The following is an 18379-nucleotide window of genomic DNA, read 5'->3' on the forward strand; positions in this document are numbered from 1 at the left end:
CACCTCCTAACCGTTTAATAGATCGTTAATCGAGATAAATCCGACGCTTCCGCCTTCAACTGGCTTTGTCATGTCGAGATATACCTGCGAATGGGCGTTAAGGAACGCAGCAAAGCCGTCTATTTTCCGGTAGCGCGTCTGCTTGGTCGGCAACCAGTTTCCGTTGCGATCTTCGACCAGCTTGACGTTGTTTAAGTACCACGTAAAGAGTTTGTTCTCGTTATATACGACTCTTCCGTCGAGCAGTAATTCTTTAACGTTCTTCAACGGATCGCTTAGCGTAATGTAACCCTGCCGCACGACCTCCGTTTGGAATCCGTAGTTCTGTAGATCTTGCACCAACCGCATCGCATTCGCAGGGTCAAACGTGATCTTTTCGATCTGATATTTACGCGACATTTCAACGAACCAATCGTAAACGTACTCGTATTCCACATATTCGCCCGGAATAATCGTCAAATAACCGTCGGTTTCAAACCCACGGTAGTCGATTTTTTCGTTATCTTTTTGTACTTTTGCCGCCGGGACCCACGAATGAGACAAAACAAAAACGCGATTATCCGGCAAGATAAATTCCAGACACGCGCTCGTAAAGTCTTCCGTTTGCGATAAGTCGAAGCCGCCGATACATCTCATCCCGCGCAATGATTCCGGATCGACATGTCCGTTATTGCGCTTAATGACTTCGAAGTCGATAAAGCTTTCCTCGCCGTTGTCAACGAAGATATTGAACCGCTTGACCAGCCAGTCGTTGTATTCGCGTGGTACGTGTCGGTCCGCGTTAAAGTCTTGGATCATTGACGGAATATCCATCGTTACACCGATATTGGGGTTCGCTTTGATCCACATTTCCGGGTTTTCGACCTCGGATATGTCGTCTAATTCCGCCATAAAGTAGAAATTACGCTCCTGAACGTTACTTCCGTCAAGCACATCGGAGGCAATTTCGTAATATTCGACTAAGGGACCATCCAACTGATAGCCTGCCGTCGTAATGTAAATGATTAACGGCTGTGTCCGCGCAGCCCTTGAGTTTTTGATTACGCTGATAAGCTTCGAATCTTTGAACTCGTGGATCTCATCGAATATGCCGAGGTGCGTATTTAAACCGTCCAGCTTTTCGCTATCAGACGCCCGCGCTTCGATCTGACTCATTGATGCGTCGTGATAAATGCCTTTCTGATTTTCGCGAATATGTTTACGAAGCTTTGGCGATTTTCTAATCATGGCGCGACTCTCTTCGAAAAGTACGCCCGCTTGCTGCTTCGAGTTGGCTAAAACGTAGGCTCTAGCGCCCGGTTCACCGTCTTTTGTTATCGCAAAGTTGGCTAAACCGCTGATTTTCGTTGTTTTTCCGTTCTTACGGCCGACAAATATCAGGCCTTCGCGGAAACGCCTTAGCCCAGTATCGCGATGAACCCAACCGTACAGCGATCCGATAACGAAGTGCTGCCACGGCTGAAGCGTTAAGTTTGAATAACGGCCCTGTGAAGGCTTGCAGTACCGCTCGATAAATTGTATCGGCCGGTGTCCTTTTTCTTCGTCAAAGACGTAAGGGAATTCGTCTGTGCCAGTGCGTTCAAGATCGCGAAGGTGACGTTTGCAAGCGAGAATATTTTTCTTGCTCGCGACTATTTCACCCGCAGCTACCTTTTCCGCATACCAGGTCGTCAGCAACTTTTCGGCCGGTTTTTCGCGTATAAATCCGGCTATTTTTTGCGTTTTTAGCCAGTTTTCGTACCATTTTTCGACCTCTGTGGCGTTAGAATTTACTGAAATCGTCGTCATCGTCATCACCGCCTGCGTTTAATTCCTTGCGTTGTGCCGGCGTAAGATCGAGCGATTTCAGAAGGTTATTTAACGTCGTAACTGTCTTCGTAAGCTCAATCGCTAACGGATTTTTGACGAGGTTTTCCGCGCCTGCCTTGTTCGTATGCCGCATCATTAAAGGGTTTTCCGCCACTTCCTTTTTTAATCGGCGGTAGAACTTATGCGTATCGATATAAAGTTCGATAAGCTCTTCGTCCGATTCCGTATACCTGTCGCCAAGATATTCGCGTAGCCTTTTCGCAGTGGGTACCGCCATATGATCTCTCCTTTCATCCGGGGATTTACCCCCTTTAATGTAAAATTTCCGGTCGCGCTACAAGCGAAGGGGCCCCGCCGGTCCCTACGTTTTTGCCTTCGAAATCCCAACGGTAGGGGGGCTATAGCTCCGGATTAGCCTGCGCCTTCACCACGTTTATTCTGCGCTTCTTAGCCGCTTTGGACGCCGGTCCAGCGCCTTTTTCCGGGTGCCTTCGGTTGTGGCACGGATTGCACAAACTTACGAGATTTTCGATCGTTAGCGCGAGTTCCGGATGATCTCGTAATTCTTTGATATGATGAACCGTCTGAGCCTTCGTTATCTTACGTTCTTTGAGACAGTCTTGGCATAAGCCGTGGTCGCGCTTCAAGGCTAACGCTCTGCATTCCGTCCATGCCTTCGACTTATAGAACGCTCGTGCTTCGGGATCGCGCTTATGTTTGTCGTAGTAGTTCAATACATCGCCTCCTTTCGCATACTAAAGCGTCAATCACTGTAGAGTGACTAACCAATCCGACGCGCCCCACCAATATCGTTGCACTTTGTCTTTATCTTTTATATAAGTTCTTTATCGCGATAAGGTATTTAATAGATTACTAACATCTGCGTATCGTATGAGCGCAGCGAATAGATCGCTATTATTTGTTTCTCTTTTACTAATTGCTCTTTTACTTCTTTCTCTTTTTACAGTGGGGTCTGAACACATTACCCATAGTGTGGTCTAGCCCCATTACCGATAGTGTGGTCAGAACACATGAAGCGTCATATCAACGTTTGCGTCGTCTCATCCGGTATACATCGAAGTCCGGAACGATCTTCTCACCGTCTTCATTAACGATATATCCATCGTCAGTTATGTGCGGACAGAACGACGGAAAGTACCACTTAAAGCGCTTCGTCCCTTCGTAGTGTCCGGTCGTCCGTATAATCCCGTTCGTCTCTAAGATCGCGGCCAGCAAATTGATCCGGTGCTTATCTATGCGCAAGTGTTGCTGAATCGTATCGTAGTTTAAGAAGCATGCGCCGAACCTATCGTTTGTGCTACCGTCACTACGCGTATGATTACCGTCTATGTACGATTGCAGTAGAAAGTAAAAAGCCACCACGTCGCGTATCTCCGGCTTACGTTTGTAATCGGCATAAGCTACATCACAGGCTTCGTTAATCAAGCGCGGAAATACCTTGCGTATGAGCTCGCGACTGTATACCTCGAACCCTTGCGGACTGTCTAAGAGCGCGGCTTTGTCATTCGGCATTGGCTTGCGGTCTGGTTGGTCGCCGCTGTTAAGCGCTACAACGTTACTCACTCCGCGCTCATCCCCTCTGGTTTAATTATTATCGATACGAAACGAATCGCCATTGTACCGACATTCTCGTATAGGAACCGGAACTTTTCTTCGCTCTCCATTCCGTCCATATCTCGGTTAATTTTTGCGATGAAGTCCGCGATACTCCGGCAGCCTTCGAAATAGGGTTGATGTAATAGCGTCTTAAGTGAAGTTGCGGCATCTACGAGACCCATTTCATCGCCTGCCTTTTCGATATAATGCATCGCTTCATCTTTGCTAATGCCCCTCGCAATACACGAAAGCCCTACGCATGACCACGCGAGTCCTTCGATCCAACCTTCGCTCTCCCATTTATGCTCGAACGGATTCACCGGACCGATATACTCATCGCCTAAATACATGTGTAATGTGCACTGTTTCTTATCGCTCATCATCGCACCCCTTTCGCGAAGTCCTTAGCAGATAAAGCTCGTGAGCTACGTTCTTCAAGCGTTACACCGTCAATCAATAACGTCGTTTCATCGCTCTTTAATGCGAGTACATCCTCGTCCCTAATCACGTCTATAACTTCCGCAATCTCTTTGCGCACCGCATGTCCGGCAGACTGTAGCGCAATCAGGCGATCTAAGTACGCCAATAGTTCGTCGAATCTCGTCATCTTCATCGTCTCCTTTTCGTTTCTTATTCGCTCGCTTAACGCAAGCACAAAAAGACCTCCGCCGTGTTGGCGGAAGCCTCGTTCTGATTGCGTTTATACACCGAGGTCAGGACGCATCCCTTGCTCGCTCGTTTTCTGTTGGTCAATGCCGGATGTATAGTTATCGCAATATGTATTAAAAGGACGCCAAGTTGCGGCTAGTGCCCGTTGTTATTCCGTAGGGGTGGCGTCCTTTACCGTACATACTGCGTGTTGTACGGTTTAATTTCGTTTGGCTAGAAGGATTTGTTTCTTTCGGTATAGCCGTGCTAATTCGGCTCGTAGTTCCGCAATACGACGATTAATATACATAACTTCGCCCAAGCATTCGAAGTCATTGGATCCTCCGTCTACGTTCGTAAGATCGCCGGTAACTACTGCATCGTCTGTTTCGTCATATAGCGTATTAAGTTCGTCCCTTAATTCGTTGATTTCTTCGATAAGCTCTCGCGCCTGATCTTCAATCGCGGCAAGTTCCTGCTCTATTTCGGTTTGTCGATGAAACTGCTTCGCTTTATTGAATAGTGGAGCGAATCGGCGAATTATTTCCGTTTCATAAATATCGCGCTCATAGTCGCTATTAAGATCGTAAAGTCTTACGTAAGATGATTCGTAGTAAAAATTGCTTTCAGCAGCGTGGTGTGAAAAACGTCTTTTGAAACTAACGCTTTTACCTACATATAAAGCTACGTCGTCTTCATTAAAGAATACATATACTCCGGCTCGATCAAACTCTTTTCTATTTTTGACTTCACGTGGCGTAGCAGTCTTGTAGTCAGTTGGTAGTGTGATATGTATCATTATGCCGCCTCCGTTATGTAGCTATTAAGCTACTTATTAAAAGCTGAATTTCTAATCATAACGTAAGACAGCATATTGGGCATTAATGCAAGTATTTTTCAAATAAAAAACCAAATTATTTTCATCCAGTAAAAATCACCGGACAATGTAATTTGGCTTCTCTTAGTATTATTAAATTCAATCGCGATCAAGTACTAAGTAATTAATAGCTGCGTCCGCTAATGAGCGTAAGCGAATAGTGGCGCTATTATTTAAGTAAGTCTTTATAAGTAAGTATATATAGTAAGTCTTTATACGCAGTGAAAATCACTGGAACGTCCAGTAAAAATCGCTGTATGATCCAGTAAAAATCACCGGACAAATCCGCTTATGACCGCATCGACAGTATTTTCCCCGCCAGAAACAACCCGAATACCGCCTTCCGTTTTAGCATCGCCAGGTACATACGCCGCGCCAAACTTTCCTCGTGCTGCAACGCTATCTCCACCGCCTTCCCTACGTTTGGATGCTCGACTATGTCCGTAATCAACGCTAACTTTTCGCGCATCCCTTTATCGCATCCCGGCTTGAACTCGTTCTGTATACACCCGTTCACCGCGATATAACACTTTCGTCGCGCCAAGTCTACCGCAACCTTTTCGTCGTATAAACCCCACCGTTTCGCGTACGTTTCTAGCGTATTGCCGTTTATGTACGAATCGAATAGCTGCGGATTGTACTTGCGCATCAAACTCGCGTCGTTAGCCTGCCGGTAATGGTACAACGGTTTATCGATATAATAAGCCATCTGACAGTACGTAAACGCGTCCATATTAAACAGCCAATCTTCGCCGAGAAACTTGCCGTCAGGGAACGCTAGGCCGTAGGTATCTATTAAACTCTTACGGAATAGCTTACATACGCTGCCGTACGAGCCGTTATACAAAAAGTCCGTCAGTATCTCCGCCTTTATCGCGTCTCGGTCCAACGGCATATTCGCTTTTGTGCTATAACTTTTCGTATAGCTTTTCGCTTCATCTTCGTATTCCCAACGCATGTCTGTAAATACAATATCGGCGTTATTTTCGCTCGCAGCTTCGTACATAGTCGCGTAAGTTTCCCGATCGACCCAATCGTCAGCGTCGATAAACGCAACGAATTCCCCGCGCGCCTGCTTCAGCGCATTATTGCGTGCCGTGGCCGGTCCTTGATTCGCCTGATATATCGGCTTAACACGTTCGTCAATGGCTTCGTAGTACCGTAAAATATTCCGCGTTGAATCGGTTGAACCGTCGTCTACGATTAAAACTTCGATATTCTTCAGCGTCTGCCTAAGTACGCTGTCTAAACATTCGCGCAGGTACTTTTCGCCGTTATATACCGGTATAATAACGCTCATTTTCGGAGTCATTTCGTCCACCCTTTCGGTTCGGGAATTCCCGAACTGGTATCGATAGGATAATTATACCAACTCGAATCCGAATTTCAAGACGAAAAAAAGACGCCGATTTATTCAGCGTCCCCTTCCGTTGCTTCTTCTATTTCAAATAGCTCCTCGACCTCTACTTCGAGCGCCTTCGCAATCGAAAAAACGTGCCAATCTTCGTGGCGGCTGTTCTTATCGAATCGCGAAATCGAACCTTGCGGAACGCCCGAGGCTTCCGACAACCTTACCTGCGTCCATCCCTTCGCCTTCATGATGGCATTGAGACGCGGCGTAGCGTTTAATTTCATTTCGATCACCTCTGCGACTATTATACGATATCGAATAAATTTCCGCAAATCCGTTGACATACGATATCGTATACCGTATATTTAGGTCAACGAAGGGCCCTCGTTAATAAAATCCGAGAGGGGTAACGAAATGATTAACGATCCACGAAAACTGAATAAGGCGATTTTAGAACGAAACGGAGGCGCAGCCCCACCGACCAAAGCAAAGCCGCACCGTCCGAATCGAGCGAAGCACTTCCAGTATATCACAGCGTTTATTCTATGCGCAATGTTATCCGTATTCACCACAGTCACCGCGCAAGCCACCGATGTTTACCGCAACTTTGCCGAACTCCAAGCCAACGAACCCGAGACCGACTACAATATATTCGCGACCGATCGAAATACGCCCGTTTTGATACTCGCTCCACATGGCGGCAGTATTGAAGGCGGAACTAGCGAACTTGCTCGCGAACTCAGCAACGACTATTCAACGTATCTTTTCGAATCGCTTAAGACGCCGAACGGCTTCGACCTCCACATCACGAGCACCCACTTCGACGAACCGACCGCGCTTGGCTTGGTTACGCGACACCAACGCGTTATATCGCTTCACGGTTATAGCGACAGCGCTGAGCACATAATCGTAGGCGGCACCGATCCTATACGCGGCAAGGTGTTAGTAGACCGATTGAATGCCGCCGGCTTTAGCGCCGAACTCGTAGGCGAAGGACATCGCTTTGCGGGCGCCAGTGCTGCGAACATAGCGAATAAGTGCGTAACCGGCGAAAGTCTACAGCTGGAACTTAGCACCGGATTGCGGAAAAGCATGTTCGGGACGTTTTCGCTTGCTGGACGCGCCGGCACCGAAACCGCGACGTTCTATAAGTTTACCGGGTTGCTGTCGGCCTTTATTAACGAAAGTTATAACGTTGGAGGTAACGAATAATGATACGATATACGTTGGAAGTCGAAAAGTACGGTATTTGTTGCGATGGAACTGAGGCGGCTGCGACTACGGCGGGCTTTAACCAGGCGCTTAAGGACGCAGCAGAGGCGGGCATTTGCGAGATAGACATTCCGCGCGGTATTTACTTGATCGACGGCGTAAACGAAGAATCCGCTACCAAGCCGGAAGAACACGCGGGTATTATTGTTCCGTCCAATATGACGCTTAATTTGCACCCGGAAGCCGAATTCCGAGTCGCGCCGAATGATTCGTTCGGGTATACGTGCTTCTATATCGGCGAGGTCGAAAATGTAACGATAAAAGGAGGAAAGATACGCGGTGAACGTTATCAGCACGATTTTAACGGACATGGAGACTTCGAAAAGAAGAAAACGCATGAATGGGGCTACGGTATAAACGTACACGGCGCCAAGAATGTCACGATTAAAGGCGTTGATATTGCCGACTGTACAGGCGATTGCATTATCGTTAACGCGCAAGGTATGCTTAACGTTTCATGGACGACCTACCGCCCTGCTCGCAATGTAACGATTAGAAACTGCAAATTAGACGGAGCACGCCGCAATAACATATCGGTAACGGGCGGTGAAGACATTAAGATCGAGAATAACGAAATTACCAACTCAGGTATTAACGACGGCTGCAAGCCGATGTTCGGTATTGATATCGAAGGATACGGAGAAGGCGATATTGATTACGAAGAGCCGCGCAACGTGAAGATAACGAATAATACATTCGCGGGCAACGTGGCACAGTCGGTGTGTAACTTCAGCGGGTATGAGGTCGTAATTGACGGAAACCATTCGGACAATACGATTTCTTACGGCTACGGTACCGAGACAAATATCGAAAATAATATATTCGTTCGTAAGGATAAGAAATACACTGCGATTGCTGGGCTCGGTGTTTCTGCAGGTTTCGTAGGAAATAACGCAACGATTACCGGTAATACAATAAAAGGCTTCAGCAGTGGAATAGACGTTCGTGGCGCTGACGTTACCGTTTCAGACAATACGATCTCAGAGCTAAGCGTGGATGGTATTGCGTTAGCGACATTCGAAGCCAAGAACGTTAAATTCTCGGATAATACCGTACGCCACTGTCCAGGAAAACTGTGCTGCGCGCGTAATTCTAGAGATATAACATTCGAAGACAACGAATTAAGTGACTCAGATATTATCGCGATAGAGATCATTGATTCTACCAACGTTAAAGCAAAGTCGAATGATATAAAACGCAGTAAGCAAGGCGCCGTAATTACAAGGTCTTCCGCGAAACTAATCGATAATGATGTTGATCTTACCGAGTACCCTAGTGCCGTGGGATACGCTATATCTTTCGATAAAGGCAGTGACGTATTTATTAAACACAATCGTATTCCGGAGCCGACCAATATGGCTATTTACGGAGAAAGCGCTGAAGGTCGAAACGTCCGAATTAAAGGAAACGATATAACTGACGCGAAATGTTTAATACCGATTTACGTTATCGGCGGTAAAAACCACGAAATATCCGGTAATGACGTAACGTTTAAGCGAACAGCTTCCGGCGGTTACGGTATTCAAACGAAAAACACAGATGGCGCATTAGTGAAGGAAAACGTCGTGTATTCCGTTAATTCTTTCGCGCTGTACAATTCGATAAAGACCTCCGAATCTATTAATTCGCGAGTCATCGGAAATAAAATAGCCGGCAATCTTTCGCTGAACAAAACCGACATCGAAACGAATAATATTCCAATTTAATCGTTGACTTACATTATACGATATCGTATAATAGAATTACAGAAAGGAGGGAGAAACGAATTGAACGCGGAAACGGTACTAATTATAACGGCGATAGTAAACTTCGTCATTGCGCTAACGAATTTTGCAACAGCCTGCGTTAACGCAAAAAACGCTAATCGCAAAAACGACTAGCGCCAGAAACGTTGATACGGGGATAGATGTGAGAGTCCTCCCCGTGTCTCCTATAGTACCGTATCAAAAACGAAAACACAAGGAGGCGAGCGCGCCATGATAACGGCTTTATCAATCGTAATTACGGCGGCGGCCCTGATCGTTGCAATCGCGGGCCTGGTCGTCGCACTCAAACGGAGGCGATAACGGTATGCAGCAGCTTATGATTCGTAAAATATGGTCGGATACGCCGGTACTTACACCGCAGCAGGAAGCGCAGATCCTCGATCTATACGAGCGCCCCGCCGCCAATTTCGGTCGATGTGGGCGCGCTTACCAAATTGGGATCAATTCGATGTTACAATATTTCGGCTATCGGATCGAAGTCGAAACGGAGGCAATGTACGATGATTGAATACGCTTGTAACGAATGTAATTACGCAAGACTTGACGTAGAAATTAAACCTGACGCGTGCTGCCCGACGTGTGGAGCGCGCCTGCAGGTCGAGGAGGAAATCGTATGAAACGTTTATTTAAATCAATCGTAATCACCGCGGCTTTATTGACGAGTACTATCGCTTTGGCGCCGCAAGCAGACGCAGCATGGTCGGGATGGCAAACGGAAAAGTTCGGACATAAAGCGCGCGTTTATACGGATGCGACTACGTACACAAGCAGCGCAAAGACGGTCGATTGGAAAGCCGAAAAGAAAGGCGCGGCCACGCTTTACTATACGGCCGGCGTATATAAAAAGCGCAGTGGCGGCGGGCTGACCGATACGGGTTTGGTACAGCGCGGTAGCTTTAAGACCGCAACGCCGTTAAAATCATTTAGCGTAAAGTCGATTCGCGGTAAGGCTGGCGCCGGCAGCTACGTGATCCAGGTCGATTGTTATACGGATTCGGGCAAGCGCCATTATATCGGGACTTTTGAGTCAGCGCGTTTTAACGTGAAATAAACGTGTGTGAGCCGTTTTAAGCTGCGGAGGTACTTAGCCGTGCCTGATCGGCGTTAAAGCGGCTCTTTCGTTTTGATTTCGTGGGAATTTGAGGATAGCGCTCAGTTTCGTCGGTTTTTCCGCATGCTAACGTGTTATAATTTACCTATACAACGCGAATAGACACGGAGGTTTAGCGAATGGAGGAAAAAGACTACCAAACAAAGGGATACGATACGACGATAACGTACGAATACAAGGAAATGCCGGACGTACGCGCAGGACGTTGCGATAACTGCGACTATACGTTATTTAAGAGCTCGGTAAAGCACGGGAAGTTTTTGCGCGAATGTAGAAGATGCGGAATGAAAAAGAATATTTAATGAGTAAGGAGCCTTATATACATGAAAGTTGTTGCTTCACAGTTAGCTGAACTAAGAAACAAGATAACAGAAGAAAACCCTGATTCTAGTATTACCGTTACTTCCTTTCTTTTAGAAGATAAAGACATAAACGGTGGAATAGATTGGTATGAGAAAGCTATTGAGCTTTGTGTTAAAAAGAATCGTTGGATTAAACTTACCGTCGAGGAGAGTTCGAGAGGTGTTGAATGGGCGCCGGGTACGATTAGAAATGTAAAAGACTCTAGTGAGATGTCAGATGAAGAAGTAGAGAAGTACCTCAACAGTCAAAGGGACACTCCTAGTGAAGAAGTAGACCAGATTTTAGCTTTCTTTGAAAAGTACGATATCAAATAGATCACCATGAATTACCAACGCCATATCACTTCGCTCTCGCGGGCTATTACTATATCATTAAAGTAATACGAAGCTGAAACGAGGTGATTTTTTGTTTATTTCACCAATGTTATTAGAGCCCGCCAAAGTCCCGTTCGATTCCGACGACTACTTCACGGAAACCAAGTTCGACGGCATCCGTCTGATCGCGTCCAAAACTAACGGACATGTACGCCTCTACACGCGCCACAATAACGAAGTCACCGCAAAATTCCCCGAACTCCACACGCTACAGATACCGGACGGCACCGTTTTAGACGGAGAACTTATCGTGCCCGGACCGACCGGCGCCGGCGATTTCGAAGCGATGATGGAACGATTTCAGTCGCGCAAAAGTTTTCACGCGATAGTATTCTGCGTGTTTGATATCTTGCGGTTGGATGGCGCCGCGGTTACGTCTAAGCCGTTGTACGAAAGAAAAGCGCTACTGGCCGACCTCGCGATAGATCATCCTAACGTTAAGGTCATCGAAGGCATACGAGGACACGCCGCCGATTACTTCGAGTTAGTGCGTCAAAACCGCATCGAGGGCATCGTTATGAAGCGCGCAGATTCGTCTTATGCGGAAAGTAAACGTTCGGATCGTTGGCTGAAGATCGTAAACTACGAATATACGGACGTATGGATTACGTGCTATCGCAAAGATGATAATGCGCTGGTGCTTGCGTATGAGGACGGTTCCTACGCGGGGATTATGGAGTTTATGCCGCATGCTGAACGGCGGAGATTTCATTCGCATCGTAAGGACGTAGGAGAAACGGCTAAATACGTGGATATAGAGCCGCTGAAGTGTCGTGTTAAGCATCGGTTTAGGACGCGGAAAGGATTGTTGCGAATACCTTCGTTTGATACGTGGCTATGACGCAAATAAAGACGCCTTGACGGGCGTCATTTTTCGTTATACCACACGCGCTTTCCTTTTCGCACCTATATTCGACCATATCGCGTCCTGCTTCCGTTTATTCTCCGCAGCTTCCGGAAACATACGAAAAAACTCGGCTTCATCTTCGATGGGCTTACGGAAATAATAAACGAGGTTCTTCGCGCCGCCTCCGTTCTCCACCGTTTGTATAAGCTGCGCCTGGACTAGCGTTTTAACCGCGTTACGATAAGTTGAATCGCTCATGGCCAGCGCCCTAGCCGCCTGTTCTTGCGTTGGAAAGGCGTAACCGTAATCCGCGTTATAAAACTTCAGCAGAAACGCGTATACCAACACGGCATTGCCGTTTAGTTTCGGAAAGTATTGATAATGCGTAAGAATAACGTTAGGTATGCCCGTATAGCCCGCCGCAGTATCAAACGGAAGGGCCTTCGCTTTATCGCTCATATAATCGTCCTCCACTTAAATAATATTCGACTTAAGCCGGCTTACGGCGCTGCCACTCCGTCAACAAACGATCGAGTTCGGGCGTACGCGCATATTGCCAAAACTTCCGTAAAGTATTTTCGTTCAAGCCTACGCAGATATAGCGTTGGTTGTGGTCGCGCAGGAATTCGTATAGATTCGCAGAATAGCAGTAATAATAGCCGTTTTGCATTCGGTCGCACCTCCGTAAATATATAAATAAAAAGGCGCCTATGCGCCCGTATGCTCTACCCTTTCGCCTGTTGCGATATTGACCGTAAATTGGCCGTCCGTGCGTCCGTTAATGAAATCGTTATAACGCTTGCGGCGTTGTTTATTTAACGACTTTGCGCGCGCATCCACGAAAATAGATTCGTAGGTTGATAACGAACGGCGCTTCGGTTCGGCACGATTGCGCCCCGTTTGGTCGTATTCTTCCGCCAGTTTGCCAGATCGTTCACCGTTCTTGCGCGTCGTTTCCAGACGTTCGCTCATAATCGGATATTCCGTCTTCATTTTGTTTTTATTCGTATCGGTTAATTCTTCGAAAAGTACGAGATCAGTCATACGTTCTAACGCGATAGAGTCCGGTTCTTTGTCAGTTGCGTCCATATAAGCGTCAGTAAGCGCCGTGATTCGTTCTATGCGCGCTACACGATCGGAGATATAGACAGACCGCAAGCCAAGACCGGCGTGCTCATCGGCTTTATACGCAACAATTTCGCCATCAACGAGCACCCGATCGCCTTCTTGCGGATGGCCGGAAACGCAGCGCCAAGCTAACGGGCCGCCCGTCCTATAATCGCGCCTGACTTCGAGCTGCAGTTCCGTAATCATTTCGTGCAATAAAGCGTTATCCATTAATTCGTCCCCCTTATCGCGTAGCCTTCGCCATGGCTCGCCCAGTAGTAATAAACGTCCGTTAAACTATCGACAGCTGCGTTTAAATGAAATACGACGGCTTGCCGCGTAATGCCCATCTGTTCGCCCGCTTCGGCTTGCGTTAGTTCTCCGAAGTAAACGAGCTCGATCGCCTGGCGCTGGCGGTCCGTTAAATTCGCTAAATCGAGCGCCTTGTGTATATCGATAAGAATCGTAGCCGCGTCGTAATCTCCGCAACGCTTGCGGCTGACGAACTTCTGATAATCGGCGAGTAATAGCTTGACGCCTTCTGCGTTATCGAGCGCATAGGCTGCGTCGAATTCGCGTTCCTTTCGGTGTAGATCGACTTTGACTGAACCGATGATAACCGTCCCCTTTCGTTGACTCCTTCGTTAATTTCGTTTATGATTAACGTAAACGCTTCCGAAAGGAGTTTCGTTTATGGTTCTTACGTGGATATCTAACGACTTTGAGCGCAACCTCAAAGCGTACATAACTATCGAAAAGCAGCGCCGCCTGTTCATCTCGGCAGGAGCGCGACGTATTATCGGCCTACCAACGGACGGTCCGTTTTATCTGACGGTCGCCTATGACGCGGACGAAAAGCGCATCGTGGTCGGCAAGCCGGAGTTAGTAAACCAGCCGGACGTCAAGCCGTTCAAGTTCGATAAGCGCGGCAATGTATCCGCCATTCCGTTCTTGCGTAAGGTCGGTATTGATTTCGATAAATTACCGCAGCGCTATTACTTGATAGGCGACGGCGAGGCGGTCAAGCAACCGTATTTGGCGTATCCTTCGCATACATACGCGTTTCAGTTAGACGCCGACGCCAATTGATCCGCAAGCGCCCGTCCGATATACCACGCAACACGTGGAGCAATTCCATTTCCGACAATCCTATACTGCGCCGATAAGGAAATATCGTCTGGCAGGACGTAAGTGTCAGGCGCAGATTGGATTCGGAGACATTCGCGAACGGTGAAACGTCGGGGCGATTTGCCGGTCTCTTCCGGATGTAGTTGGCACGAAAGCTTTTGCAATGGTGATGTTGTTATGGTTCCGGCAGGTTCGCCCCACGCCCTTTTTCGCAAACCATTTGTACTTCCGCCTTTAGTCGGCACCTTTCCGTTCCAATAAATAAGCTTTTCTTCCTCTGTTAAATTTCGCCAATTTCCGCCATCAGGAATTTTATGAGCAAACGGTTTCTCATCGTTTCGTAGTCCGTAGCCTTCGTTATTAGACTCCGGTAGGTCTCCGATAACATCCCGCAATACTCGCGTCTGATAGTCGCCTTCTAACGGTTCCGGAAACTCAAACGTAAATCCCAGGTCTTTCCGCACACCAACGATAAACACCCGCTCGCGCTTCTGCGCTACTCCGTAATCCCACGCGCTCATAACTCGCCAACTAATCTCGTAACCTATTTCGTTAAACTTCTCGATAAGCGTATCGAATGTAGGGCGATGGCGCTTCGTTATCAATCCTTTTACGTTTTCAAATATGAAAGCTTTCGGTTGCTTAGCCGCAATGATTTCGAGGTAACGCCATACTAATTTACCGCGTTCTCCGTCAGCGCCGGCGCCTTTGCCTGCGACCGAGAAGTCCTGACACGGAGGGCCTCCGAATATAACGTCTGTGTCCGGTAAGCTGTCGATATCTACTTCGCTAATATCCGCCTGCTCTACGTGCTCGCCGAAGTTATGGCGGTAGGCTTTAACGGCGTTCTTATCGAAGTCCAGCGCCTTCACAATGTCGTAGCCTGCCGCTTTAAATCCGATTGCGCCGATTCCTCCTCCGCAAAAAAGTTCGAGTACCGTGAGCCCGTTCGCCGGCAGTTGCGGCGTTAAGTTAAAGTCGCCCATATATTCACTCCTCTCCAGTATATTAACGAGTTCATTCGGACATTTCGACCTATACTCCGCGATGAGAGTACGAGCTGGTCCCGCACCGTCGTTTATCGGAATACCTCTTCCGTAATTCGTCGTTGTTTTTCCGTCTACAACGTTCTGGATATATGCGGGTAGTTTTGTTTCCGGAGCATGATTCGGAATATTCGTCAATTCAACACCTCCGCCATCAACGCGTCCAGCTTCGCGTATAATTCATCGATCGTGCCGTCGTTTGCAATTTCGTAATCAACTTCGAAATCTAACAACGCAAGCTCGGTCGGATGCTTTAGCGCGGCCAAATCGAAGTCATCGCCGGCTTTTCTTGCGCGTTCAATCCGTAGGTCTTCCGGCGCCGTGATGCGTATTAGCGTAAAACCTTCGGCGCGCAGCCGGTCATATTCGTTTGGCTGACGGCAGTCCTCGATCAGCACGCGGTTCTTTAGCATCGGCGCCAAACCGCCACCACAGTCGCAGGAATACCGTGCTAAGTAAGCGTCCACCTTCGTCATGGTTGCGTTAACCCAAACGTCCTCACCGAAAGCTTCTCGCGCCCACTGCCCGAACTTTTGGTAATACGCGCGCGGCTTCGGTTTTTCGGGTACGGACGGTAAAGCGCGATGAAATGCGGCTTTGAGTTCGTCGCCGAATGCGAACGTATGGAAATCGTAATGGAGCGATAAATATCCGGCGGCTTCCGACTTGCCTGCGCGTAACGGTGCGGTTAGGGCGAGCTTCATACGAGCCAATCCCCCGGAAAATGACCGATTCTCACTTTCGTGTTCATGTCCGCCTGCACCTCGATTTCAACCTCCGCTATTTCCTTGAGCTTTTTACCATGTCGATATACGTCAAACTTTCCGCGTCCTTCATGTAACACAAGTACAAAAGGCGCGTCTAGAATATCGTCGATCTTAGCCGGTTCTTTTAACCGTGCCAATTCTTCGCCGAGTGTCCGGTTGTCTTTGTGCAGCGTGTCGATTTCGTCTTTTAGCGCTAAGTACCTGCGAGTGTTTTCGGATCGGATTTTCATATCTTCGTCCAAAGCCGCACGTAGTTTTTTATTCACGCGCTCTAAGTCCGCAACACGCGCCGCCAGATTAGATACGACGTCGATTAGGTCGGATGGCAGTGGTTCGTCGGATTCGGCTTCGACCGGGACGAGTACGCTATAGCCGCCAAACAACGCCGTTGCTTCTTCGTCTGTATCATCGATTACGTTCACGTCTCCGTTCGTGCCCTCAACCAAACGTACTACTTCGTAGCTACTTCCGATTTTCGTATCGAGCATACAGCAGTCTAATTTCCTCGTAATAATAACTTTCTCGCCTACTTTTGCCTTACGATCGGCCATTTCGTAGCGCTGACCGTCAATGTGAACGATGTCGGTCGGTTTGAGTGCGCGGTATTCATGATGATACAGTCCAATACCAGTTTCGTAGACACTTATTCCTGTACCGTCATACCACCTATTACACTCTGTAACGGTAAATACTTCGCCCACTTCGAATTCTTTGCAAGATTCTACCGTGATAATTTTCTCGCCGACCTCCGCCTTCCGATCGACCTCTACGTATTCGCGCTTGATGCCGCCAAGTGTTTCGTCAGCCAGTACGTGCATTTTAGCGTTATTTTCCGTCATGTCTTCGTCCCCTTTCGCCGTCTTGATAAAGAAATCATCGAGATTCTTACCGTTAAATTCGACTTCCATCCGATCGCCCTCCCGTCTAGTTCTTCATAAACACAAGCCAATGCGTTTTACTGCGGCGGTTTCCGAATAAAGGCTTGAAATCTATAGCCTTAAGAACTTCGCTTAACTTAACCTGATCTTCGTTCCATTTAAAAATAAGCGTTCCGTTAGGCTTCAAAACTCGCATACATTCTTTAAATCCTTGCGCAATATCAGTCTTCCAATTCTCGTTAAGTTTTCCGTACTTTTTGGCCAACCAAGAACCTTCGCCTGCTCTAAGTAAATGCGGAGGATCAAATACGACCAGATAAAACGAATTGTCCTCGAACGGCATATTTCGGAAGTCGGCTAATACGTCCGGGTTCACTTCCAACTTTCTCCCATCACTTAATGTCTCGCTTATCTGTCGGATATCCATATAGCAAACATCCTCGTTCTGCTTATTAAACCAAAACATTCGACTTCCGCAACATGCGTCTAAAATCCGTTTCATCGTCGTTACCCTCCCGTTAATTTATTACGCCTCATCAATAACGAAAAAGTTACTGTGCTTTGACATGTCGTAATCCTGCTTATCGCGAATATAAGCGATAAATTTTTCGTCAACAGCGCCAAATTCCAGAACCTCAACGTAAGCTTGTTGATAATCGTCCCCTTCAATGCTTACTTTTCCGCCATTTGCAACCGCTTCTTCGTACGCACGTTCAACCCCGTACTCATCCTCGATAAACAACGCTGCGTACTCTCCATCTCCGTGAACGTTAATGATTTTCATATCCGATCGCCCTCCCGTTAATTTATTACGCGAACCTGTACCGACTGCCGTCCGAACTGTACCGCGTCGGCTTCGCTCGCAACTAATACGTCAATCTTGGCACCCTTAATCGCGCCGCCCGTATCCTGCGCCACGGCTTCAAACGTCGTGCCGTCCGCCTGTTTTATTTCAACCGTCGAACCTAACGCAATCACTGACGGATCGACCGCTATGATACGCTTGCCGGCGTGGTAGATCGTTCCGGTTACGTCTAGACCGGTCGCTGTCACGCCGCTGCAACCTTCGGGGCAATCCGCCGTATAAGCCGAAGCCTCGAACGTCTGCCATGCGATTTGTTTTGCCGGTTTCTCTTCGTTAACACTTTCGTTATCCACCTTCGGTTTTGGTCGCGCTTTAGGCTTCGCTTTGACCTCTGCCTTTAACGCCGCCACTTCGTCCTCAAGCTCCTGGATGCGTTCTTTTGACTTCGCGTTTTCGGCTTCCGCTTTTTGCAACGCCGCCTCTTCTTCGGTAATACGCGGCGGGTCTGGCGGTGGTGGCTCCGGCGGCTTGGCGGTCGGGTTCGTAAGTAATTGTGTTGACATCGCTAGATTCGTTAGTATACCGATAAAATCAGTCCTTTCTTAGGCGCTCT

The 18379-nt window shown here is 47.8% G+C and carries 26 protein-coding genes and 1 pseudogene; 8 read left to right on the forward strand and 19 right to left on the reverse strand.

Annotation, left to right across the window (positions count from 1 at the left end; genetic code table 11):
• Positions 1–6: 6 nt before the first annotated feature.
• From CVV77_RS06660 to CVV77_RS06700, 9 genes are all read right to left on the reverse strand, one after another.
• Positions 7–1788: a terminase large subunit gene (locus CVV77_RS06660; protein WP_100274919.1), complete on the reverse strand. Its 1782-nt coding sequence runs from the start codon at positions 1786–1788 to the stop codon at positions 7–9.
• Positions 1763–2086 carry a P27 family phage terminase small subunit gene (locus CVV77_RS06665; RefSeq protein ID WP_065180427.1) on the reverse strand — a complete coding sequence of 108 codons (324 nt, stop codon included), beginning with the start codon at positions 2084–2086 and terminating at the stop codon, positions 1763–1765. The genes CVV77_RS06660 and CVV77_RS06665 overlap by 26 nt, the downstream gene beginning before the upstream one ends.
• A 121-nt stretch (positions 2087–2207) precedes the next feature.
• Entirely contained in the window at positions 2208–2543 is a 336-nt protein-coding gene (locus tag CVV77_RS06670) for an HNH endonuclease (protein WP_100274920.1), read from the reverse strand.
• A 310-nt stretch (positions 2544–2853) separates the two neighbouring features.
• Complete coding sequence (locus CVV77_RS22335; protein ID WP_250622061.1) at positions 2854–3072, reverse strand: hypothetical protein; 219 nt, start codon at positions 3070–3072, stop codon at positions 2854–2856.
• Between the two features lie 317 nt (positions 3073–3389).
• Positions 3390–3806 (reverse strand): hypothetical protein, encoded by a 417-nt coding sequence (locus CVV77_RS06680; protein WP_100274922.1) that lies wholly within the window; start codon positions 3804–3806, stop codon positions 3390–3392.
• Complete coding sequence (locus tag CVV77_RS06685; RefSeq protein WP_142397307.1) at positions 3806–4033, reverse strand: hypothetical protein; 228 nt, start codon at positions 4031–4033, stop codon at positions 3806–3808. Before CVV77_RS06685 ends, CVV77_RS06680 begins: the two co-directional genes overlap by 1 nt.
• 261 nt (positions 4034–4294) lie before the next feature.
• On the reverse strand, positions 4295–4873 hold the full coding sequence (locus tag CVV77_RS06690; RefSeq protein ID WP_100274924.1) for a GIY-YIG nuclease family protein: 579 nt from the start codon (positions 4871–4873) through the stop codon (positions 4295–4297).
• Between the two features lie 367 nt (positions 4874–5240).
• Positions 5241–6263 (reverse strand): glycosyltransferase family 2 protein, encoded by a 1023-nt coding sequence (locus tag CVV77_RS06695; RefSeq protein WP_100274925.1) that lies wholly within the window; start codon positions 6261–6263, stop codon positions 5241–5243.
• A gap of 98 nt (positions 6264–6361) precedes the next feature.
• Positions 6362–6586 (reverse strand): helix-turn-helix domain-containing protein, encoded by a 225-nt coding sequence (locus CVV77_RS06700; protein ID WP_100274926.1) that lies wholly within the window; start codon positions 6584–6586, stop codon positions 6362–6364.
• 130 nt (positions 6587–6716) lie between these two features.
• Here CVV77_RS06700 and CVV77_RS06705 point away from each other — a divergent pair, with 130 nt between their 5' ends.
• The 7 genes from CVV77_RS06705 to CVV77_RS06735 all read left to right on the forward strand — a co-directional run bounded on the left by CVV77_RS06705 (position 6717) and on the right by CVV77_RS06735 (position 12029).
• The gene (locus tag CVV77_RS06705) at positions 6717–7514 is read left to right on the forward strand and encodes a poly-gamma-glutamate hydrolase family protein (protein WP_100274927.1); all 798 of its coding nucleotides are present in this window, start codon (positions 6717–6719) and stop codon (positions 7512–7514) included.
• Positions 7514–9280: a right-handed parallel beta-helix repeat-containing protein gene (locus tag CVV77_RS06710; protein ID WP_100274928.1), complete on the forward strand. Its 1767-nt coding sequence runs from the start codon at positions 7514–7516 to the stop codon at positions 9278–9280. The genes CVV77_RS06705 and CVV77_RS06710 overlap by 1 nt, the downstream gene beginning before the upstream one ends.
• Before the next feature lie 364 nt (positions 9281–9644).
• Positions 9645–9848 carry a hypothetical protein gene (locus tag CVV77_RS06715; protein WP_100274929.1) on the forward strand — a complete coding sequence of 68 codons (204 nt, stop codon included), beginning with the start codon at positions 9645–9647 and terminating at the stop codon, positions 9846–9848.
• 105 nt (positions 9849–9953) lie between these two features.
• Positions 9954–10391, forward strand: a complete 438-nt coding sequence (locus CVV77_RS06720; protein WP_100274930.1) for a hypothetical protein — start codon at positions 9954–9956, stop codon at positions 10389–10391.
• A gap of 179 nt (positions 10392–10570) precedes the next feature.
• A complete protein-coding gene (locus CVV77_RS06725; protein ID WP_100274931.1) occupies positions 10571–10753 on the forward strand; it encodes a DUF8096 family protein in 183 nt (60 codons plus the stop codon).
• Between the two features lie 21 nt (positions 10754–10774).
• A complete protein-coding gene (locus CVV77_RS06730; RefSeq protein WP_100274932.1) occupies positions 10775–11128 on the forward strand; it encodes a hypothetical protein in 354 nt (117 codons plus the stop codon).
• A gap of 91 nt (positions 11129–11219) precedes the next feature.
• Positions 11220–12029 (forward strand): ATP-dependent DNA ligase, encoded by an 810-nt coding sequence (locus tag CVV77_RS06735; protein WP_100274933.1) that lies wholly within the window; start codon positions 11220–11222, stop codon positions 12027–12029.
• Between the two features lie 36 nt (positions 12030–12065).
• Here CVV77_RS06735 and CVV77_RS06740 read toward each other — a convergent pair whose 3' ends face one another.
• The 4 genes and pseudogenes from CVV77_RS06740 to CVV77_RS22575 all read right to left on the reverse strand — a co-directional run.
• Positions 12066–12494, reverse strand: coding sequence for a helix-turn-helix domain-containing protein (locus CVV77_RS06740; protein ID WP_100274934.1), 429 nt, complete (start codon positions 12492–12494; stop codon positions 12066–12068).
• Positions 12495–12525: 31 nt separating this feature from the next.
• Positions 12526–12705, reverse strand: coding sequence for a hypothetical protein (locus tag CVV77_RS06745; protein ID WP_088110588.1), 180 nt, complete (start codon positions 12703–12705; stop codon positions 12526–12528).
• Positions 12706–12743: 38 nt separating this feature from the next.
• Complete coding sequence (locus CVV77_RS06750) at positions 12744–13373, reverse strand: hypothetical protein (RefSeq protein ID WP_100274935.1); 630 nt, start codon at positions 13371–13373, stop codon at positions 12744–12746.
• A gap of 128 nt (positions 13374–13501) precedes the next feature.
• A pseudogene (locus CVV77_RS22575) lies at positions 13502–13759 on the reverse strand (RNA polymerase subunit sigma); the annotation flags it as partial.
• A 76-nt stretch (positions 13760–13835) separates the two neighbouring features.
• Here CVV77_RS22575 and CVV77_RS06760 point away from each other — a divergent pair.
• A complete protein-coding gene (locus CVV77_RS06760; RefSeq protein WP_100274936.1) occupies positions 13836–14231 on the forward strand; it encodes a hypothetical protein in 396 nt (131 codons plus the stop codon).
• On the opposite strand, the gene CVV77_RS06765 is transcribed toward CVV77_RS06760, so the two are convergent.
• From CVV77_RS06765 to CVV77_RS06790, 6 genes are read right to left on the reverse strand one after another with little or no spacing between them, the layout of a single operon-like run.
• Positions 14207–15454 carry a DNA cytosine methyltransferase gene (locus tag CVV77_RS06765; RefSeq protein ID WP_100274937.1) on the reverse strand — a complete coding sequence of 416 codons (1248 nt, stop codon included), beginning with the start codon at positions 15452–15454 and terminating at the stop codon, positions 14207–14209. The genes CVV77_RS06760 and CVV77_RS06765 overlap by 25 nt on opposite strands.
• Positions 15451–16020 carry a nucleoside/nucleotide kinase family protein gene (locus CVV77_RS06770; RefSeq protein WP_100274938.1) on the reverse strand — a complete coding sequence of 190 codons (570 nt, stop codon included), beginning with the start codon at positions 16018–16020 and terminating at the stop codon, positions 15451–15453. The genes CVV77_RS06765 and CVV77_RS06770 overlap by 4 nt, the downstream gene beginning before the upstream one ends.
• Positions 16017–16991 (reverse strand): hypothetical protein, encoded by a 975-nt coding sequence (locus CVV77_RS22750; RefSeq protein WP_100274939.1) that lies wholly within the window; start codon positions 16989–16991, stop codon positions 16017–16019. Before CVV77_RS22750 ends, CVV77_RS06770 begins: the two co-directional genes overlap by 4 nt.
• A 16-nt stretch (positions 16992–17007) precedes the next feature.
• Positions 17008–17463: a class I SAM-dependent methyltransferase gene (locus CVV77_RS06780; RefSeq protein ID WP_100274940.1), complete on the reverse strand. Its 456-nt coding sequence runs from the start codon at positions 17461–17463 to the stop codon at positions 17008–17010.
• 24 nt (positions 17464–17487) lie between these two features.
• Positions 17488–17745 carry a hypothetical protein gene (locus tag CVV77_RS06785; protein ID WP_100274941.1) on the reverse strand — a complete coding sequence of 86 codons (258 nt, stop codon included), beginning with the start codon at positions 17743–17745 and terminating at the stop codon, positions 17488–17490.
• A gap of 17 nt (positions 17746–17762) precedes the next feature.
• The gene (locus tag CVV77_RS06790) at positions 17763–18329 is read right to left on the reverse strand and encodes a 3D domain-containing protein (RefSeq protein ID WP_100274942.1); all 567 of its coding nucleotides are present in this window, start codon (positions 18327–18329) and stop codon (positions 17763–17765) included.
• Positions 18330–18379 lie beyond the last annotated feature (50 nt).

The organism is Bacillus sp. SN1 (genome assembly GCF_002796895.1).
Lineage (GTDB): Bacteria > Bacillota > Bacilli > Bacillales > Bacillaceae > Bacillus > Bacillus inaquosorum.